The sequence below is a fragment of the Polyangium sp. 6x1 genome (genome assembly GCF_029946515.1).
Classification (GTDB): Bacteria; Myxococcota_A; Polyangia; order Polyangiales; family Polyangiaceae; genus Polyangium.
On sequence record NZ_JARZHH010000001.1, the window covers coordinates 497881 to 514147 of the forward strand.

Annotated in this window: 16 protein-coding genes and 1 pseudogene; 10 read left to right on the forward strand and 7 right to left on the reverse strand. The window is 68.6% G+C overall.

The window, feature by feature from the left end:
* Position 1: 1 nt before the first annotated feature.
* Positions 2 to 2089 carry a serine/threonine-protein kinase gene (locus tag QHF85_RS01905; protein WP_281325279.1) on the reverse strand — a complete coding sequence of 696 codons (2088 nt, stop codon included), beginning with the start codon at positions 2087 to 2089 and terminating at the stop codon, positions 2 to 4.
* Positions 2090 to 2273: 184 nt separating this feature from the next.
* Here QHF85_RS01905 and QHF85_RS01910 point away from each other — a divergent pair, with 184 nt between their 5' ends.
* From QHF85_RS01910 to QHF85_RS01925, 4 genes are all read left to right on the forward strand, one after another.
* A complete protein-coding gene (locus tag QHF85_RS01910) occupies positions 2274 to 3407 on the forward strand; it encodes a hypothetical protein (protein WP_281325280.1) in 1134 nt (377 codons plus the stop codon).
* A gap of 22 nt (positions 3408 to 3429) precedes the next feature.
* Positions 3430 to 4467: a nitronate monooxygenase gene (locus QHF85_RS01915; RefSeq protein ID WP_281325281.1), complete on the forward strand. Its 1038-nt coding sequence runs from the start codon at positions 3430 to 3432 to the stop codon at positions 4465 to 4467.
* A gap of 156 nt (positions 4468 to 4623) precedes the next feature.
* Positions 4624 to 5385, forward strand: a complete 762-nt coding sequence (locus QHF85_RS01920) for a hypothetical protein (RefSeq protein ID WP_281325282.1) — start codon at positions 4624 to 4626, stop codon at positions 5383 to 5385.
* 20 nt (positions 5386 to 5405) lie between these two features.
* A complete protein-coding gene (locus QHF85_RS01925) occupies positions 5406 to 6173 on the forward strand; it encodes a YdcF family protein (protein WP_281325283.1) in 768 nt (255 codons plus the stop codon).
* 4 nt (positions 6174 to 6177) lie between these two features.
* Here QHF85_RS01925 and QHF85_RS01930 read toward each other — a convergent pair whose 3' ends face one another.
* A complete protein-coding gene (locus tag QHF85_RS01930; RefSeq protein ID WP_281325284.1) occupies positions 6178 to 6825 on the reverse strand; it encodes a YdeI/OmpD-associated family protein in 648 nt (215 codons plus the stop codon).
* A gap of 156 nt (positions 6826 to 6981) precedes the next feature.
* Between QHF85_RS01930 and QHF85_RS01935 the strand changes: the two genes are divergently transcribed.
* Positions 6982 to 8094 carry a hypothetical protein gene (locus tag QHF85_RS01935; RefSeq protein WP_281325285.1) on the forward strand — a complete coding sequence of 371 codons (1113 nt, stop codon included), beginning with the start codon at positions 6982 to 6984 and terminating at the stop codon, positions 8092 to 8094.
* 3 nt (positions 8095 to 8097) lie between these two features.
* Here QHF85_RS01935 and QHF85_RS01940 read toward each other — a convergent pair whose 3' ends face one another.
* The 4 genes from QHF85_RS01940 to QHF85_RS01955 are packed head-to-tail and all read right to left on the reverse strand — an operon-like array spanning position 8098 to position 12351.
* Positions 8098 to 10530, reverse strand: coding sequence for a serine/threonine-protein kinase (locus QHF85_RS01940; protein WP_281325286.1), 2433 nt, complete (start codon positions 10528 to 10530; stop codon positions 8098 to 8100).
* Complete coding sequence (locus QHF85_RS01945) at positions 10517 to 11215, reverse strand: tetratricopeptide repeat protein (protein ID WP_281325287.1); 699 nt, start codon at positions 11213 to 11215, stop codon at positions 10517 to 10519. The genes QHF85_RS01940 and QHF85_RS01945 overlap by 14 nt, the downstream gene beginning before the upstream one ends.
* 60 nt (positions 11216 to 11275) lie before the next feature.
* Positions 11276 to 11872 (reverse strand): hypothetical protein, encoded by a 597-nt coding sequence (locus QHF85_RS01950; protein WP_281325288.1) that lies wholly within the window; start codon positions 11870 to 11872, stop codon positions 11276 to 11278.
* A 17-nt stretch (positions 11873 to 11889) separates the two neighbouring features.
* Entirely contained in the window at positions 11890 to 12351 is a 462-nt protein-coding gene (locus tag QHF85_RS01955; protein ID WP_281325289.1) for a hypothetical protein, read from the reverse strand.
* Between the two features lie 136 nt (positions 12352 to 12487).
* Between QHF85_RS01955 and QHF85_RS01960 the strand changes: the two genes are divergently transcribed.
* Complete coding sequence (locus QHF85_RS01960) at positions 12488 to 13093, forward strand: zinc ribbon domain-containing protein (RefSeq protein ID WP_281325290.1); 606 nt, start codon at positions 12488 to 12490, stop codon at positions 13091 to 13093.
* Here the strand turns inward: QHF85_RS01960 and QHF85_RS01965 are convergent.
* Positions 13090 to 14328, reverse strand: a complete 1239-nt coding sequence (locus QHF85_RS01965; protein ID WP_281325291.1) for an ATP-binding protein — start codon at positions 14326 to 14328, stop codon at positions 13090 to 13092. The two genes, QHF85_RS01960 and QHF85_RS01965, sit on opposite strands and share 4 nt — an antisense overlap.
* Before the next feature lie 41 nt (positions 14329 to 14369).
* Between QHF85_RS01965 and QHF85_RS01970 the strand changes: the two genes are divergently transcribed.
* From QHF85_RS01970 to QHF85_RS01985, 4 genes and pseudogenes are all read left to right on the forward strand, one after another.
* Complete coding sequence (locus QHF85_RS01970) at positions 14370 to 15083, forward strand: glutathione S-transferase family protein (protein WP_281325292.1); 714 nt, start codon at positions 14370 to 14372, stop codon at positions 15081 to 15083.
* A gap of 59 nt (positions 15084 to 15142) precedes the next feature.
* Positions 15143 to 15406, forward strand: a pseudogene (locus QHF85_RS01975) (DUF6496 domain-containing protein); the annotation flags it as partial.
* Positions 15407 to 15547: 141 nt separating this feature from the next.
* Positions 15548 to 15913, forward strand: coding sequence for a hypothetical protein (locus QHF85_RS01980; protein WP_281325294.1), 366 nt, complete (start codon positions 15548 to 15550; stop codon positions 15911 to 15913).
* 12 nt (positions 15914 to 15925) lie between these two features.
* Positions 15926 to 16255, forward strand: coding sequence for a hypothetical protein (locus QHF85_RS01985; RefSeq protein WP_281325295.1), 330 nt, complete (start codon positions 15926 to 15928; stop codon positions 16253 to 16255).
* Positions 16256 to 16267: the final 12 nt, after the last annotated feature.

Genomic DNA, 16267 nt, shown 5'->3' on the forward strand with positions numbered 1-16267 from the left:
GTCACCGCTTCGGGAACCGCGTCCGCAGGTCGTAAATGACCTTCTCCACGTTCGGATTCTGAGGGAAGCACGCGCGCCCGAGCGTCTCCAGCACGAGGCGCGCGCGGAAGTCGCCGTCCTTCTGCGCGCGGTCGAGCAGGTTGAGTTTTTCCACGCACGCGGCATTCCGGAGGTCGAACGCGATGCGCATCGCCGGCGACGCCTTGGCGAGCCGCTTCTCGTCCTGCAAGAGCTTCGTCGCGGCCACGGCGATCGGCGCCTTGCCTTGTCCCTCGACGAACGCGTACAGCATGTCGAGGCCGACCTCGCCGAGGTCGTCGGCGAAGAGCTGGAGCAGGTCCGCGTCCGCGTTCTCCCGCGAGAGCTGAATCGCGAGGCCCTGCACGAGCTGCGAGAACTCGCGATCCTTGAACGCCTCGGGCGCGCCTTTGCCGAGGTCGATCACGACGCGGCTCGCGCCCCTCCAGTCCTGGAACCGAAATGCATCCTTGAATTTTTTCTTCGCGGCGTCGATGTCCTCCGCCGACATCGTGGACGCCGGAGGAGCCGCGGCAGACGTCGCAGGCTCGGGCGCGGCCGACGCCGACGCCGCGGGGGCGGCCGCGGACGGCGCCGGCGTGGCCGCGGGCGCGGGCGGCTTGGGCGCGGCCGTCGCCGTCGTCGTCGTTTGCGGCGCGACCGTCGTCGTCGGCCCATTCCGCTTTTGCATCACGACGGCCGCATACGCCGCGCCGCAACCGAGCGCCACGCCCACAACCACGGTAAGCACGGCGCCCGTCTTCGACTTCTTTTTCGGAGCCGCCGGCGCCGGCGCCTCCGTGAGCTCGATCTCGTCGACGACCGGCGCCTCGGCTGCCTTCTTCTCCGGAATCGGTTCGTCGGCGAGCGGCATCGCCAATGGCAGAATGGGCTTCGCCATGGACGGCGGCGGCTTCGAGACCGGTGCGGCTATGCCTTCCGAAGCCAACGTCGACGCGGCCGACCTTTGCGACGGCGCGGGTGGCCTTTGCGACTGCACGGGCGGCGGCCGCATCGAGGGGACCGAAGCGCGCATGCTCGCCTCGCCCTCGTAGCTCTCGCTCATCGGAGGCACGTCCTCCTCGCCCTCGGCCGGAGGCCCGATCTCCCGCAATGCTTCGTCGATCGCCGCCGCGAGCTCGAGCCCCGTCTGATATCGATTGGCCGGCTGCTTTTCGAGCAGCTTCCGCGCGACCGCTTCGAGCGGCTCGGGCACCGTCACGCCCGGGCAGCGCTCGGAGATCGCCGGGGGCGGCTGGAAGCGGTGCTGCATGAAGAGCTCGACGGGGTTCACGGCCGTGAACGGGTGTTTGCCCGAGAGCATCTCGTAGAACATCAGGCCGAGCGCATACAGATCGCTGCGCGCGTCGACCGCGTCCATGCCGTCGGCGGCCTCGGGCGAGAGATACGCGATCGTCCCGAAGATCGTGCCGGCGACGGTCAGGGTGCCGTACTCGTCCTCGTCGCCGATCGAGGCGCGCGAGTCCTGCCGCTCGCGGTCGCCCGCGGAGAGCTCGTTGACCTTCACCTTCGCGAGGCCGAGGTCGATGATCTTCACGATATCGGCCGGGCCATCGACGATCATGATGTTGCGCGGCTTGAGATCGCGATGGACGATGTCGAGGCGATGGATCGCGTCGAGGGCCGAGGCGAGCTGCCGCGTCAGGCGCGCGGCGCGGCGCGGCGAAAGCGGGCCGTCTTGCAAGAGCTGATTGAGCGTCTTGCCCTTGACGTACTCGAGGACGAGGAAGTAGCTCCCGTCGGGCAGCTTGCCGAAATCGGTCGCGCTCGCGACGTTCGGGTGCTGGATGTGCGCGCCGGCGATCGCCTCCCGCTCGAAACGCTTGACGAGCTCCGGGAGGTTTTCCGTCTCCGGATGAAGGATCTTGATCGCGATGCGCTTCTTCAGCAGCAGGTGCTCGCCGCGGTAGACCGCGCCCATCCCGCCCATCGCGATGAGCTCGCGGATGCGGTACCGGTCCGAGATCACGCGATCGATCATGCCGCGTGCGCGCTCTTGGGCCGCTCGGTCCGCCTGTGCTGTGCCGCCTTGGGGTTGCTTGGAGGTCATGTCAGAAGCGAGATCGAGCGTGTGGAGCGACTCGGAGGTCGAGGCGCGGGGATACGGTACCTGCTCGGCGCGCGGGCGCCTAGAGGGATCGATGTAGGGCGATCGCCTCGAACGAATCTGCCCCGCCGGGAGGCTTCCCGAGCAACCAACCTCGGCCTACCATCGAGCCGCAGTCGTCACGCCCATGCCCGTCAATCCCACCGCGCGCCCCCTCGCCTTCCTCACCCTGACGGCCCTCGTCGCCGCATGCGCGAGCGCGCCGCATCCCGAGCAGCCAAAGGCCGCGAGCGCGCCGACCACGTCGCCGCGCGTGGCACAGAGCAGCGCCCCCGAATCCGCGGCGGGCCCACGCGTCGCCGCGAGCCCCCCGAGCGCGGCGCCCGCGAACGATACGCCTTCGGGCGCGTTCCGAGGCGCGAGCCCGTTCGAGGCGCCGCCTTCGGGACCGCCGCCCTCGCTCGCGCCCACGCCCCCGCGACCTCCGGGCACCGATCCGACGCCCAAAGAGCACGCGCAGGCCGCGGACAAGTGCGGGAAGATCACGCAGTGCGGCGTGTGCAACAACTGGGGATACTGCGGCTTTTGCCAGGCGACGAACAAATGCGTCCCCAAAGACCGCCACGGGCCCTACCCGGGCACGTGCGCGTCGGGTTTTTCGCCGTCGGATTGCCCGATGTCGCTTTACCTCCAGGAGGAGGAGGCGAACATCCGCGAGCGCCTCGGCCGCCTCGTCGGCACGCTCTCGCCCGAGGGCATGCCGCTCGACCGGAAGGCTGAGAGCCCCGCGGTCCTGCGCATCCCCGTGCATCGCGGCCGCTGTTACGGGCTCGTCTTTCGAGGCAGCTACGACGTCGACGGCTCGATCGACGCCGAGGCCGCCGTGGAGGCGAATTTTTATGATAGCGGCGGCATCTGGGTCCCGGTCTACCGTGAGATTTCGGCGATCACACCTTTTTGCCCCCAGGAAGACGGGCGCATCGTCCTCCGCGTGACCCCCCGGGACACGACGAAAGGCACGTGGCGCGCCCAGCTCTTCAGCGCGCCGATCACCGAGGACGCGCTCGAAGCGCAAAAGGAGCGCTACGAGGCCGAGCGCCGCGCCCTCGCCCTGCGGTACTCCTGCAGCTATTGCGCGCGGGTCCACCTCGGCTGCTTCCTCTCGGGCGAGCCGCAGTGCGACGCCCGATACGTGGTTTGTCTCAACCATTTCGGCTACACGCCGGACGATTGCGAGCGCGGGGACGCGCCGAAGAAACGGCCCGACCCGAAGCCGCTCGAAGCGCTACAGGTCTGCACGCCCGAGGAGCCCAAGGGCTGAGGGGAGATCGAGGAGGGAATCCATGCGGCTTCGCGATTGGTTGGGAATCGAGCACGACATCGTCCAGGCGCCCATGGCCGGCGTCCAGGGGAGCCGACTCGCCCTCGCGGTCTCGAATGCGGGCGGGCTCGGCTCCCTCCCGTGCGCGACGCTCGGCCCCGACGCCTTGCGCCGCGAGCTCGCGGCCCTCCGCAGCGGGACGAGCCGGCCTTTCAACGTGAACTTTTTCTGCCACGCCGAGGTCACGCCGGGCCCCGCGGACGAGGCCCGCTTCCGGGAACGACTCGCGCCGTATTACGCAGAGCTCGGGCTCGACGCGAACCTCGTCCCCGCGGGCGCCGGACGCGCGCCGTTCACGCACGACGTCGCCGATGTCGTCGCCGAATTCGCGCCGCCCGTGGTCAGCTTCCATTTCGGACTGCCGGCGGCCGATTTGCTGGCCCGGGTCAAAGGTTGGGGCGGGAAGGTCCTCTCGTCGGCCACGACCGTGGAAGAGGCGCGCTGGCTCGAAGCCCACGGCGCGGACGCGATCATCGCCCAGGGACTCGAAGCGGGCGGGCACCGCGGCCACTTCCTCCGCGACGACCTCGACGACCAGATGGGCACGTTCGCGCTCGTGCCGCAGATCGTCGACGCGGTGAAGGTCCCGGTGATCGCGGCAGGCGGAATCGCCGATGCGCGCGGCGTCCGTGCGGCGATGGCGCTCGGCGCGGCCGGCGCGCAAATCGGGACCGCATACCTCCTCTGCCCCGAGGCCGACACGAGCGCCGTGCATCGAGCCGCATTGAAGAGCCCCGCCCGCCACCACACGGCCCTCACGAACCTGTTTTCGGGGAGGCCCGCGCGCGGAATCGTGAATCGGCTCATGCGCGAGCTCGGCCCCATGAGCCCGGCCGCGCCGCCGTTCCCGTGGGCGGTCGCCGCCGTCGCGCCGTTACGCGCCCGGGCCGAGCAGGAGGGCAGCAGTGATTTCTCCCCGCTTTGGGCCGGTCAAAACACGAGCGCGCTCGCCGAGATCGACGCCGCCACGTTGACCCGCGCGCTCGCGCCGGACCTCTGAGCCCAAAAGATTTTTCCGCTCTACGTGCGTGAATCGACGAGCTCGCTCCTGCTCGACGCCCGTAGACAGATCGGATAGCCTCGAATCATGCACAGCAGAAGCGTTGTCTTGACTTCGAGCGCGCCTCGGCGCGCGAGTGTTTTCCTTTCGACCGCGATGCTCGTGTCGTGCTGGAGCTCGCTCGCGTCGGCCGAGCAGTTCGTCGTGGTCGACGAGACGTACGAGCACACGGCCGACATGCCGGACTCCCATTACCGCGTCGAGCCGCGCGCCGGCACGCCCTCGAACTGGAAGAGCCCGATCGATTACACGACGGGCACGGCCCACATGCACCTCGAGGTCTCCACGAAGCCGACGGAGACGCCCACGCGCTTCCAGGCCTGCTTCGAGGCGCAGCCGACGTATGCGTGCGTCGGGCAGGCGCCGGCCTACACGACCGTGGGCGTGTACGACTGGGAGACGAAGTTCTCCGATTTCTGGTCGCCGCCCGGCACGTCCGTCGATTGGAGCCTCGGTTCGGGCAAAATTGCGCTCATCCTGAAGGATACGCAGAACGGAAAACCCTCGGCGGACAACGTCGGCGCGGAGACGGCCGCGCTGTACACGCCCACGAAGCTCCGGTTCGTCGTGACGATCGTCTCCGCGGGGAGCACGTACGTGCCGCCCGCGCCGGTGGAGATGGACGCAGGCCTCCCCGACGACGCGGGCGCGGGTTCTTCCACGGGCGCCGGCGGAAGCGGCGGCAGCGGCGGCAATGGCAGCGGCGGCAGCGGCGGCGAGCCCGTGAACGTCCATCCGGTGAACAACGACACGGGATGCTCATTCTCGACGACGAACGGCGCCGCGCAAGGCGCGTGGCTCCTCCTCGCCGCGCCGGCGCTTCTGGCGTTCCGGTCGCGCCGCAAGCGGTCCCGGTGAAATCGCGCTATGCCTGATTCATGAAGCGACCCGCGCTCCTCTTCGCCTCGCTGAGCCTGTCTCTCGCCTGCGACGCCGATCCCGGGCCGTCCCCGCCGTCCGTGCCGCCCTTGCCCGAAGGCGCCTCGCCCGTGGCCCTCTGCCCCATCGTTTCCATGATCGACGCGTATCCGGGCGAATATCCGAATCAGCCGAACGGCCCGCAGCCCCTCGCCTCCGCTTGCATCACCACGCGGCACGACGTGGTCGTCGTCCTCGGCTGCCCGAACGACGACACGGGCACGCCGTCGGCGTGCCAGATCGCGCGCGCCGACATCGCCGTCGCCTTGAAGGACGCCGGTTATGGGGACACGTTCATCACGACCGGCGGCGCAGTCCATAACGAATGGACCGAGGCGGACACGCTACGGGATCTGCTCGTGGCGCGCGGCATCGAGGCTTCCCGGATCACGACCGAGCCCCTCGCCGAGCACACGGACGAAAATATCTATTACTCGACGCGAATCATGGAAGAGCGGGGCCTCGTGAGCGCGCTCGTCGTCTCGGACCAGCCCGGCCACCTCGTGCTCACGGGCGTCTGCGACAGCAATTGCTGCGTCGACCTCGGCCGCCTGACGGTCGTGGATGTACCGATCCAGAACGGCCAGGTCTCCGTGGGCCATTACGTCCGGCACCCCTGGGCCCGGCCGAACACGGACGAGGAGTGCGCGCACATCCGCACGCCGAGCAAGTTCATGTGCACGAACCTCGAACAGCGCCGTGCGTGCAAGGACAACTTTCAGTTGTAATGGATCAGGGGTGGACCTTTTCGTGGTTCGCCAGCATCTCGACGAATTGCGTGATGCGCCGCTCACGCGTCTCGGGCTTCTTCGCGGTCTGGATGCGGAACAGGACGGCGTATCGGTTCGTCGCGTTGAGCGTGGCGAAGAACGCGGCGGCTCGGGGGTTTTTCGCGAGGGCGTCCGATAGATCGGAGGGCACGGTGGCGCGGCTCGGCGAGTCGTACGCGTCGTCCCAGCGGCCGTCTCGTTTTGCGCGCTCGACCTCCGCGAGGCCCGGCGGCTGCATCTCGCCGGAAGCGATGAGGGAAAGCGCCTTCTCCCGATTGATCTTCGACCAGATGCTCTTCGGAGAGCGCGGCGTGAATTTCTGGAGCCACGCCGCCTCGTCGAAGCTCTTCTTCTGCCCGTCGATCCAGCCCCACACGAGCGCGACGTCGACCGCCTCCGGATAGGTGACCGACGCGACGCCGGACGCCTTCTTCGCGAGCTTGAGCCACACGCCGCGCGACGAGGCGTGGTTCGAGGCGAGCCACGTCGACCACGCGCGCGGGTGCTCGAAAGCGACGATGGGCGCGTCCCCCGCGGGAGCCGCTTTCGCCGTCGTTTTTTTCGGTGCCGCCGTGTTTGCCGGCATCTTTTTCGCTACGGTCTTTTTCATGCGAATTGTCCCGCTCCCGCGCTCCGCGCCCCCGACTCTACGGGAGCAGGGATTGGAGTGCAAGACTCCCTCGTGATCCCTGTGGCGTCGGAGAGTGAGTTCGACTATGTTCGGCGCGATTCGTCCCGGGGATTCCGCGAGGAGGGGGTGCGACCCATGTTCGACTGGTTCCGCAAGCGTGGTGCCTCGAAGCCCGAGCTCATTCACCCGCCCTGGAGGGCGGGCCAGTACGTGACGTATTACATGGAGCGCGAGGATGGCTTCTGGCTTGGGCTCGGGCTCAGGCTCCTCGGACAAACTGAGGACGGAGCCTGGATCATCCAGGGGGATTTCAAGGCCCGCGCAGGCGAGGGCACGGTCTGGTTCCGTTCGGACCCCGCTGCCCCGCCGGATGAGCCAGACCCCACGCCGGTCCGGCAGGAGTACGTTCGCGCGCCTCCGGAGCAGGTCGATCCCATGACGAGGATGCGCGAGGATCCCCTGATGACGTCCTCGCTGGCGATGAACCTCCTCTTTGTCCGACGATGGCCCTCCGCCGCGGAGAGCCTGCAAACGGAACCTCGCGCCGTGCATTATCCGTGCGAAATCGAGCGAGCGCACCTGCTCGTCACGGACGGTCCCGGCTACAAGAAACATCACGACATCCACCCGCGCGTCATGCTCACGGGCGTCGCGTGCCTGTCGGTCGATGGCCACCGCAACCCGATCACGGTGACCTCGTTCGGCCTGAACGACCCGGAAGCCGACGGCCCGAGCTCGTACGACGATTTCATCGACCTTTCCCACCCGAAACGCGTCACGCACGACGGATTCGCGTTGACCTATCCGGCGACGTGGTTTCTGCGACAAGCGGATCAGGAAAGCGAGCAAAAATCCTCGGTGAAGGATTATTTCTCGCAGGTCGGCGGGATCTCCTGCGCGCTCACGCTCTCCGTGACCGTCAAAGAGGGCTCCGCCGAGGAAATCGCCCAGGAGCGAGACGCGGCCGTGGCGAAAATGAGCGCTCCGCTCGACGGCCCGATGGGCCTTCTCGTGCCGCGCCAACCCCTCCGGTTGCCAGGGAACGCGCAAGGCTTCATCAGCGATCTGAAAAACCCCGGAATCAACGGCGCGGCGTACAGCGCGACGTATGTCTCCGACGACGGCCGCCGTTTTGCGCACGTGATCGCATTTCTGTGCGTCTCCAAAGAGAATCCACGCGCGAAGGCGACGCTCTCCGCGGTCGAGCAGACGGCACGGGAGATCCTCGAATCGTTCGCGTTCGTGTAGACCTCACTCCGGTCCGAGCCAGCGCTCCGCGTGATGCAAGAGCTTCGCGTGGTCCGGCACCGCGCGGAGGAAGCTCGTCCGGAAGCTCTCGTCCTCGATGCAAGACGCGCGGGCGAGCAGAGACCCGCGGGCCTCCGCGATCGCGCGTCGCGCGGCGACGTCGCGGCCGGCACGGGCGAGCGCAAAGGCATGGATGGTCCGCACGAAAGGCTCGAGCTCGCCCGGGGACTCGAGGGCTTTCACGAGATCGACGGCCTGCGCTGCGAGCTCGAGCGCGATCTCCGACAAACCACGCGCGAGGAGGTGCTCCGCCATCACGGCGAGAATGGGGGCTCGAAGCCGCGGGTCCTCGCCCCTTTGATCCGCCTCCTTCGCCAGCGCGAGCGCTCGATCCGTCTCGCCTCGCGCGCCGCGGAGCCGCGCGAGGTGGAGCAACGAGAGGGCCACGCCCCGCGCATCCCCCAGGCTGCGACGCTCCTCGAGCACGGCCTCGATCTCGTCGATGGCCTCGGGGGCGCGCCCGAGGGCCGCGAGCGCGCGGGCGTGGTGGATCCTCGCCGTCGCGACGAAATGGAGCTTCATGGGCGCGGCCGTCGCGAGCGTCTCCTCGAACGCCGCCTCCGCGTGGCGGAATGCGCCGAGCCGGAGGAGCAACCCGCCCATCTCGGCGCGCGAGAGGCAAGCGCACCGCACGTCGCTGACCGACGTGAAATGTTCGGCAGCGAAATGAAGGGAGCGGGCCGACGCGGCCAGGTCGCCATCGAGCTCCGCGATCGCGGAGGCCGCGACGGAGAGCCACGCGCGACAGGAGAGCCCCACGGAAAGCGCCTCCGCGCGCCGCGACGCATCTCGAAAGAGCCGCCGCGCGAGCTGCGAGCGCCCGACACGCGCGAATTGCGCGGCGAGGCGGCAGGCCGAGACGATGGGAAATTCACTCGGCTCGGCCTCCCTGCCCGCGGCGCGTTCGAGCTCCGTCGTCGCCTCCGAAAGCCGCTCCTCCCGGCCGAGCTCGCCGCTCGCGAGGACGACCTGACCAAACGCCGCATGCCACGCCGCGCCGCCCCGCGTCGCCCGGCGGAGCGCCCGCTCGGCATAATCGAGCGCCTTTTTCTGCTGGCCGAGCCAATGGCTCGCGATGGCCGCGATGAGCAGCGCGCTGCCGACCTTGGGGCTGCCCTCATCGAGCGCGCCGAGCGCGAGCGTGGCCCAGCGGAGCGCGTCCCCGAGGGCATTGACGCCGAGGGCGCGGGCCGCGTTTTCCACGAGATCGAGGCCCCGCGGTCCATGGTCCGGCGTCTCGTCTTGCCACTCCCATTCGGGCTTTTCGGGCGGCCTCTCGCGCTGCTGCGTCGGTTCGTCGTCCTCGATGGACATCGCCTCGGGCGAGGCCTCGCGGCGAATCGTGGGCGGGTCGAAGTCCCCGACGAGCTCGTGGATGATCACGTTGTCCCGAGGGATCGCCACGCCTGCGGGCGCGCTGGCGGCCACCGTCGGCTCTGCGGCGAGAGATGCGTGCCTGAGGAGGAGCTCGGCCCTCGCGAGCTCGGCGCGCATCGTCTCCATGTCCGGCGTGCGCGCTGTCGGATCGAGCGTGAGCGCCCGGTGAATGGCCGTGGCGAGGGGCGACGTGACGTTCGGCGCGAGCGATTCGATCCGCGGCGGCGTGGCGGTGAGGATCTTGTAGATGACCGCCTCCGTGGAATGTCCCTCGAAGGGCAAGGCGCCTGCGAGGAGCTCGTAGAGCACGACGCCGAGCGCCCAGACGTCGCTCTGCGCATCGACGGGATCGCCGCCGGCTTGCTCGGGCGACATGTAATGCGGGGTGCCCATGAGCACCCCCGCGCCCGTGAGCATCTCGGCGTCGTTCACCTTGGCCACGCCGAAATCGATGATCTTGGGCACGAGCTCGCCGTTCGGCGCGTGGCAGAGCACGATGTTCTCCGGCTTCACGTCCCGGTGGACGATCCCGCACGCATGCGCGGCCGCGAGGCCCCCGGCAATGGGCACGACGATCGCGAGCGCCTCCTCGGGCGAGAGCGGTCCGTTTTTCTGGGCGTGCTCCCGGAGCGTGCGACCGGAGAGGAGCTCGTGGACGATGTAAAACGACCCGTCGCGGCGCCGCCCGACCTCGTGCACCGTGACCACGTTGGGATGCTGGATTCGCGCGGCGGCCTGCGCTTCGCGCCGAAATCGCGCGACGAGCTCGGGGAGCCGACCGAGGTGCGGGTGCATGAGCTTCACCGCCACCTTGCGCTCGACGAAGAGGTCCCAGGCCTCGAACACGCTGCCCATCGCGCCGGAGGCGACGCGCTGCCGGAGCGCGAATTTGCCGGCGATGACGATTCCCGGCGAGAAAGGATGAAGGTCCGCCGTCTCCGCGGTGTCCTTCATGTCGTCGTTTCCCGGCGGCGCTTCGCGCGATTTACCTCGATCCATGCCCTTGCCCCACCCCGAGTTTGTCGCGCTCCGTGCACGCCTCCTCGTCGCCTTCCTGGCAGCCGCGGTCGTACAGCTTGCGCGCCTTCTCCGGATCCCGCGTGACCCTGTCCCCCGCCGCGAACGCCTTCGCCGCCGTCTGGCAGCCTTGCGACGCGCCGAGGGCGCACGCGCTCTCGTAATAACGGATCGCCGCCGGCCCATCCGCCGCGACGTCGCGCCCCGCCTCGTACGCCATGGCCACGTGCAGGCACGCGGTGCTCACCTCGCCCTCGCAGGCTTTCTTGTAAAGCTCCATCGCGCGCACCACATCGCGCGTCGCCCCCATTCCCTGCATGTACATCACCCCGAGGCCGTTGCAGCTCGCCGCATACCCGCCCTGACACCCCTTCTCGAAGGCCGCGAACGCGCGCTTGTTGTTCTCCCCCGCCTTGTCCTTCGGCGTCATCAGGGCGAGCCCGAGCGCATGGCAGCTCGCGAGGTCGTTTTTCGCGCACCTTTCTTCGTGCGAGGTGATCTTCTCGGAATCCTGGCCATTGCCGGCGCCGTGGATGATCACCATGCGGCCCTTGTCCGGAGCCGCGTCGGGCGCGGGGGGCGGAGGCGTGGACGGCGGGGAAGGAGCCGCCCCACAGCCGGTCAGCAGGCCCGTCACGGAGAACAAAAGCAGGACGCGCAGGGTCACAGGGGTGAATCTACCAAGGCCCGGACCGCGGGGAAAGAGGCGCCCGCAGGAGGCAGGGCATCACATTTTCGGGCGAAACTTCTGCACGCGTCGCCCCACCTGCTCGACCACGTACACGCTGCCGTCCGGCCCGACGGTGATATCGTGTCCCGTGTCGAACTGCCCCTCCTCGTGGCCGAAGCGGCCCCAGTTCGTGATCACCTTGCCGTCACGATCGAGCTCGAGCGCGCGCCCCGACGGCGCCTCTTCGAGCTGGTCGCCGCCGTCGATCACGAAGACGTGCCCGTTCGGGGCCACCTCGACGCCCCACGGCCGTCCGATCTCGGGCCCGCTCCAGACGTCGAGCAGCGTGCCTTCGAGGTCGAAGATCTGCAGCCGCGCATTGCCGCGATCCGCGACGTAGAGCCGATCCTTTCCGTCGGACGCGATGCCGTGCGGGATGTCGAAATGCCCCGGCTCGCCGCCCGGATCCCCCCACGCGTCGAGGAACATGCCGTGCACGTCGAACCGCGCCACGCGGGTGTTCTCGTACCCATCCGAAACGTAAAGCTCGCCGTTCGGCGCGAGAAACACGTCGGTGGGTTTGCCGAACTCGTCGGGCGGGGCGCCGCACGCGACGAGCAGCGCCGGCAGGAGCACGCAAAACCAAGGGCGCACGGAGCGCTCGCGGGGCCTCATTCGTGCCCCCTTCCGATGGTCTGGAGGAGCGCGCCGTCGTGGGTGAACTCGAGGATCTGATCGAGGCCGACGTCGGTCACCCAGACGTGATCGTTCTTGTCCACGCCGAGCCCGTGCGGCACGAGGAAGACGTTTTCCCCCCACGAGGCGAGCACCTCGCCCGAATCGGCCTCGACCATCCAGATCGTGGGTTTGTCGATGATCTCTTCGTTGCCCCAGCCCCGATCCGCGCGATGGAAGACGAAGACGTGGTTGTGCGAGTCCACGCCGATCCCGACGGCCTCGCCGAGGGTCTGTCCGGCCGGCGGCTTCAGCCATTGCGGCACGACCTCGTACGCCGCCGCGGGGGCGGCCGTGGAGCGCGGGGTGGGCTCGTCCGCGCAGCCCGCGCCGAACGCGAGGCTCCCGACGAGCCCGACGAAGGCGAAGGCGCGCGGCTTTCCGTGCAAGTGTTTCATGAACGAACGACCTCCTCCGGGTAGCTGACCAGACCCGCGTGGCCAGGGCCATCTCCCGCTTGTGAACCGCGCGCTTCCCCGGTACGCTCTCCGGCGTCCGCGCCGCCTGCGTGGCCTGGACCGAGGAGGCTTTCGCGTGTTCTGTCCGACCTGTGGTACGCCGAACGACGACGGCGCGCCCGCGTGCATCAAGTGCGGCAATCGCCTTGCTCCGCCCCCGGGATGGGGCGCGCCGCAAGGGTATCCCGGCGCGCAGCAGGGGTATCCCGGCGCGCAGCAGGGGTATCCCGGCGCGCAGCAACAAGGATGGGGAGCACCACCGCAGCAGCAGCAGCAGCAGGGATGGGGGCCTCCGCAAGGGTTCGGCAACTACGTCGTCCCGGCCCAGTTCGGCATGGCGCCCGTGGGGTACGGCGGGGCGGTCGGCCCGAAGGGCACGACGCGCGACCCGACGATGGTCCTCATTTTCAGCTTCTTTTGCTTCTACGGCATCTACGTCGCGTGGGCCATGCTGAGCGAGCTGCAGGCCTACACGCAGGACGAGAACTTCAAGCCGTGGAAGATCTTCATTCCTATCTACCAGCTCTGGTTCTGGCACAGCGAGGTGCCGGATCAGGTGAGCAAGGCCAAACGAATGGCGGGTTGCCCGAACCCGTACGCGAACGGGTTTTACGAGCACGCCAACGTGGCCCTGTACTCCCTCGCCAAGGACCTGAACGAGGTCTGGAAGTGTAGCCCTTAAGGCTCGCTACGCTGCGGCGGAGACGGCGACGCCGCGGCCGTGCGGCGCTGCGCGAGGAGCGAATCGAGCTCGCTGCGGAGGAGCTCGGGCATGGGGTGGCGGTGTGGCTCGGCCACCCATCGGACCATCGCGCTGACGATGAGCTCCTGCAGGAACGCAAACGACAGATCCCCCGTGCGCTCCACGAGATCGGCGATGATCGCGGCGTCGAGGCGCAGATCGGCCTCGAGTCGCTCGTTCCACCGCTCGAAATAACGGCGTCGCTCGGCCGGCGCCGGAGATTCGAAGCGATAGACGCGATCGAAGCGGCTCGGACGGTCGACGAGGGCCGGGTCGAGTTGCTCGGGGTGATTGCTCGTCGCGAGCGTCAAGATCCCGGTATCGCCGCCGAGGCCGTCGAGCTCGTTGAGCAGCGCGGACAGGGCCGTGCCGCGGACGAGGACGTCGAGATCCTCGAGCACGAGCGCGCATGGCGCGGCCCGCTTGGCCTTGGAGAACACGCTCGCGACGTTCTGCTCGACCTCGCCATACCGTGACTGGAAGCTCCGGACGACGAGGCAAGGCAGCCCGAGCTCGCGCAAGAGCACGCGGATGCAAGCCGTTTTTCCGTTTCCAGGGGGCCCGGCGAAGAGCAACCCTCGCTTGTACGCGAGGCCGTATTTCGCATAGGTCTCGCGGCTCGAGACGAAATGGCGTGCGTCGCCGAGGATGCGTTCGAAAAACCCCGGCGCGAAGACGAGGTCCTCGGCGCGGGCGTGCTGGATCGCCGCGAAACCGGACCGATCCCGGCTCCAGCACCCGTTCGAGAACACGAGCATCGCGTCCGGGGGGAGCGCGCAGAAATCGGCCAGGGCCGTCGCGAACGCGCGCGCCGTGTCGATGTGCTCCGCCACGATGAAATGAGATACCTCGCGAGAATATCCGTGCGAATAGGACAATTTGACCACTTCGAGCGCGTGCCCCTCCCAGGTGACCCGGAGCCATGAGGTCCCCTGCTCGTGCTCGAGCCGGCCGCGCTTGGCCCAGTGCAGGCCGATGTCGTTGTGGATGTCCTCGCGATACGTCGCCTCGCAGCGCCCGGCGCGCGCGAAGGAAAGGACGTCGATCTCGTCGCCCGGCAATTCCAGGACGACGCGCGGCCTCGCCCAGGCTTCGAGCTCTCGCCCCAGATGATAACCGGTCGCGTTGGAACGAAGCTCGAGCGCGCGCTGCAAGAATATCGGATCCAGATCCAAAGGGGTCCTCCTTCCCTCCCGCGGGAGCGAGTCGCGAGCATGTGTCGCGCGCGAGCAAGGTCAAGGCACTGCGCACGCTCTCGCCGCTTGCCGCGCTTGCATCGCTCGACAAACCGCGCGACAACGCGCCCATGCTGACGATTCACGGATGCAAGGGTTGTGGCTCGGTGGTGATCGAGGCCGCGTGTGAGCTCCTCGGAGAAACCTATGAGCGCCGGGAGGTCGAGCCCTGGACGCCCGGCCCTGCGCTCGACGAGCTGCGCGCGCTGAACCCCCTCGCGCAAGTGCCGACCGTCGTGCTCTCGGACGGCACGGTCCTCACCGAGAGCGCGGCCATCCTCCTCTGGCTGCTCGAACGACACCCGCAAACGAACCTCGCCCCGCCGCCCGGTGACCCGAAGAGGCCGGTGTTTCTGCGCTGGCTCGTCTATTTCGTGTCGAGCATCTATCCCATGTACACCGTCGGCGATTTCCCCGCGCGGTGGGTGAAGGACGAGGGCGCGCAAAAGGAGCTCAAGGCGGCGACGGTGCAGCGGACGCTCGATTGCTGGCGCGTCATCGAGCAGGGGATCTCGCCCGGGACCTATTTGCTGGGCGAGTCGATGACGATCCTCGACGTGTACGCGGCGATGATCTCCCGCTGGCGCCCCGGGCGCGAAAAGATCCGCGAGGTCGCGCCTCGCTGCATCGCCGCCGCGGAGCGTGCCGAGACGCACCCGATCGTGGCGAAGGTCTTCACGCAATTCCCGACGTGAGCAGCGAGCGCCTTGCGGACGGCGGCGGCGGGCCCCAGTCGATACGCGGAGGCCGCCCCATGCCCGAGAAAAAGACCATCGAGCGAGCCCGGCAAGATCAGCGCGAGGGGAAAGCTCCCACGACGCAGGCCGGCGAGTTCGTCCGCGAGGAGATCGAGCACGTCAAGGAGGGCAAACACGGGGTGAAGAACCCCCGGCAGGCCATTGCGATCGGCCTCTCCAAGGCGCGCCGCGCCGGCGTGGCCGTACCGCCGCCCGCGCCGGGCGAAGCCAAGGAGCGGACGCGGCGGAAAGCAAAACGGGATCTCGAAAAAGGAAAGAAGGAGGGGCCGCTCCGCAAGAAGGCGGCTTGAGGATCACGCGCTCGGCGCTCGCTTCGCCGTCGCGTGGCACGGCGAGGTCGATTTTTCTCGGCGCCGCCGGGCGCATGGTAACCTCGGGATGAGAGTCCGCGGGGTGAAGCGATGACGGTCCGGAAAATGACGTTCTCCATGGCCGGGGGGAATCCCAAACAGACGGCCATCGCCTTCTCGCTGACCATCGCCCCGCTCGAACACATCGCGGGAGACGCGGCGGGGCTCGTCGGCAATTTCCACTTCGACCTGCTGAAGATGTTTTTCTCGCGGCAGATCGGCTCCGAGGCCAACGTGGCCGTCATCGACATGGTCACGGAAGTCATGGAGCACGGCGCGAACCGCGAAGCGCCGCTCCGCGTGCACGTGCGGGTCGAAGGCGACACGCTCGAGGTCACCGTCGAGGGTCCGGATACGGCCATGGACGCCGGCATGACCACCGGAACGGGCTTGCTCGTCCGGGCTGCGTGCAGGTAGCCTCGGAGAATCATGTCCATCGATCCGGCACGCCTCGCACGCATCCGGGCGCGACTCCTGGCCGCAGCGGCCCTCACCACGACGGCGGCCGGATGCGCGAAGCCGATCATCAACGATCGGAGGCCGCCCGAGGAGACGATCAACGAGCGGCCGCCCGAACCGCGGCCCACGATCAACGAGCCGGCCCCGACGACGCAGCCCGAGCAGCCGCCGCCCGACACGACGACGGGGCCAGGCCCGACGCCCCACCACGTCAACACACCGAAGCCCTCGGACGGCGGAGCCAAGCTCCACCCGCCCGATCCCGGCCAGACGATCAACACGGCGCCCGACCAGCGCTGACCCCGACAAACT

Bases quoted from the DNA above. Each gene is read 5' to 3' on its own strand.
- QHF85_RS01905 (WP_281325279.1), bottom strand. From the start codon at position 2,089: ATGACCTCCAAGCAACCCCAAGGCGGCACAGCACAGGCGGACCGAGCG.
- QHF85_RS01910 (WP_281325280.1), top strand. From the start codon at position 2,274: ATGCCCGTCAATCCCACCGCGCGCCCCCTCGCCTTCCTCACCCTGACG.
- QHF85_RS01915 (WP_281325281.1), top strand. From the start codon at position 3,430: ATGCGGCTTCGCGATTGGTTGGGAATCGAGCACGACATCGTCCAGGCG.
- QHF85_RS01920 (WP_281325282.1), top strand. From the start codon at position 4,624: ATGCTCGTGTCGTGCTGGAGCTCGCTCGCGTCGGCCGAGCAGTTCGTC.
- QHF85_RS01925 (WP_281325283.1), top strand. From the start codon at position 5,406: ATGAAGCGACCCGCGCTCCTCTTCGCCTCGCTGAGCCTGTCTCTCGCC.
- QHF85_RS01930 (WP_281325284.1), bottom strand. From the start codon at position 6,825: ATGAAAAAGACCGTAGCGAAAAAGATGCCGGCAAACACGGCGGCACCG.
- QHF85_RS01935 (WP_281325285.1), top strand. From the start codon at position 6,982: ATGTTCGACTGGTTCCGCAAGCGTGGTGCCTCGAAGCCCGAGCTCATT.
- QHF85_RS01940 (WP_281325286.1), bottom strand. From the start codon at position 10,530: ATGGATCGAGGTAAATCGCGCGAAGCGCCGCCGGGAAACGACGACATG.
- QHF85_RS01955 (WP_281325289.1), bottom strand. From the start codon at position 12,351: ATGAAACACTTGCACGGAAAGCCGCGCGCCTTCGCCTTCGTCGGGCTC.
- QHF85_RS01980 (WP_281325294.1), top strand. From the start codon at position 15,548: ATGACGGTCCGGAAAATGACGTTCTCCATGGCCGGGGGGAATCCCAAA.
- QHF85_RS01985 (WP_281325295.1), top strand. From the start codon at position 15,926: ATGTCCATCGATCCGGCACGCCTCGCACGCATCCGGGCGCGACTCCTG.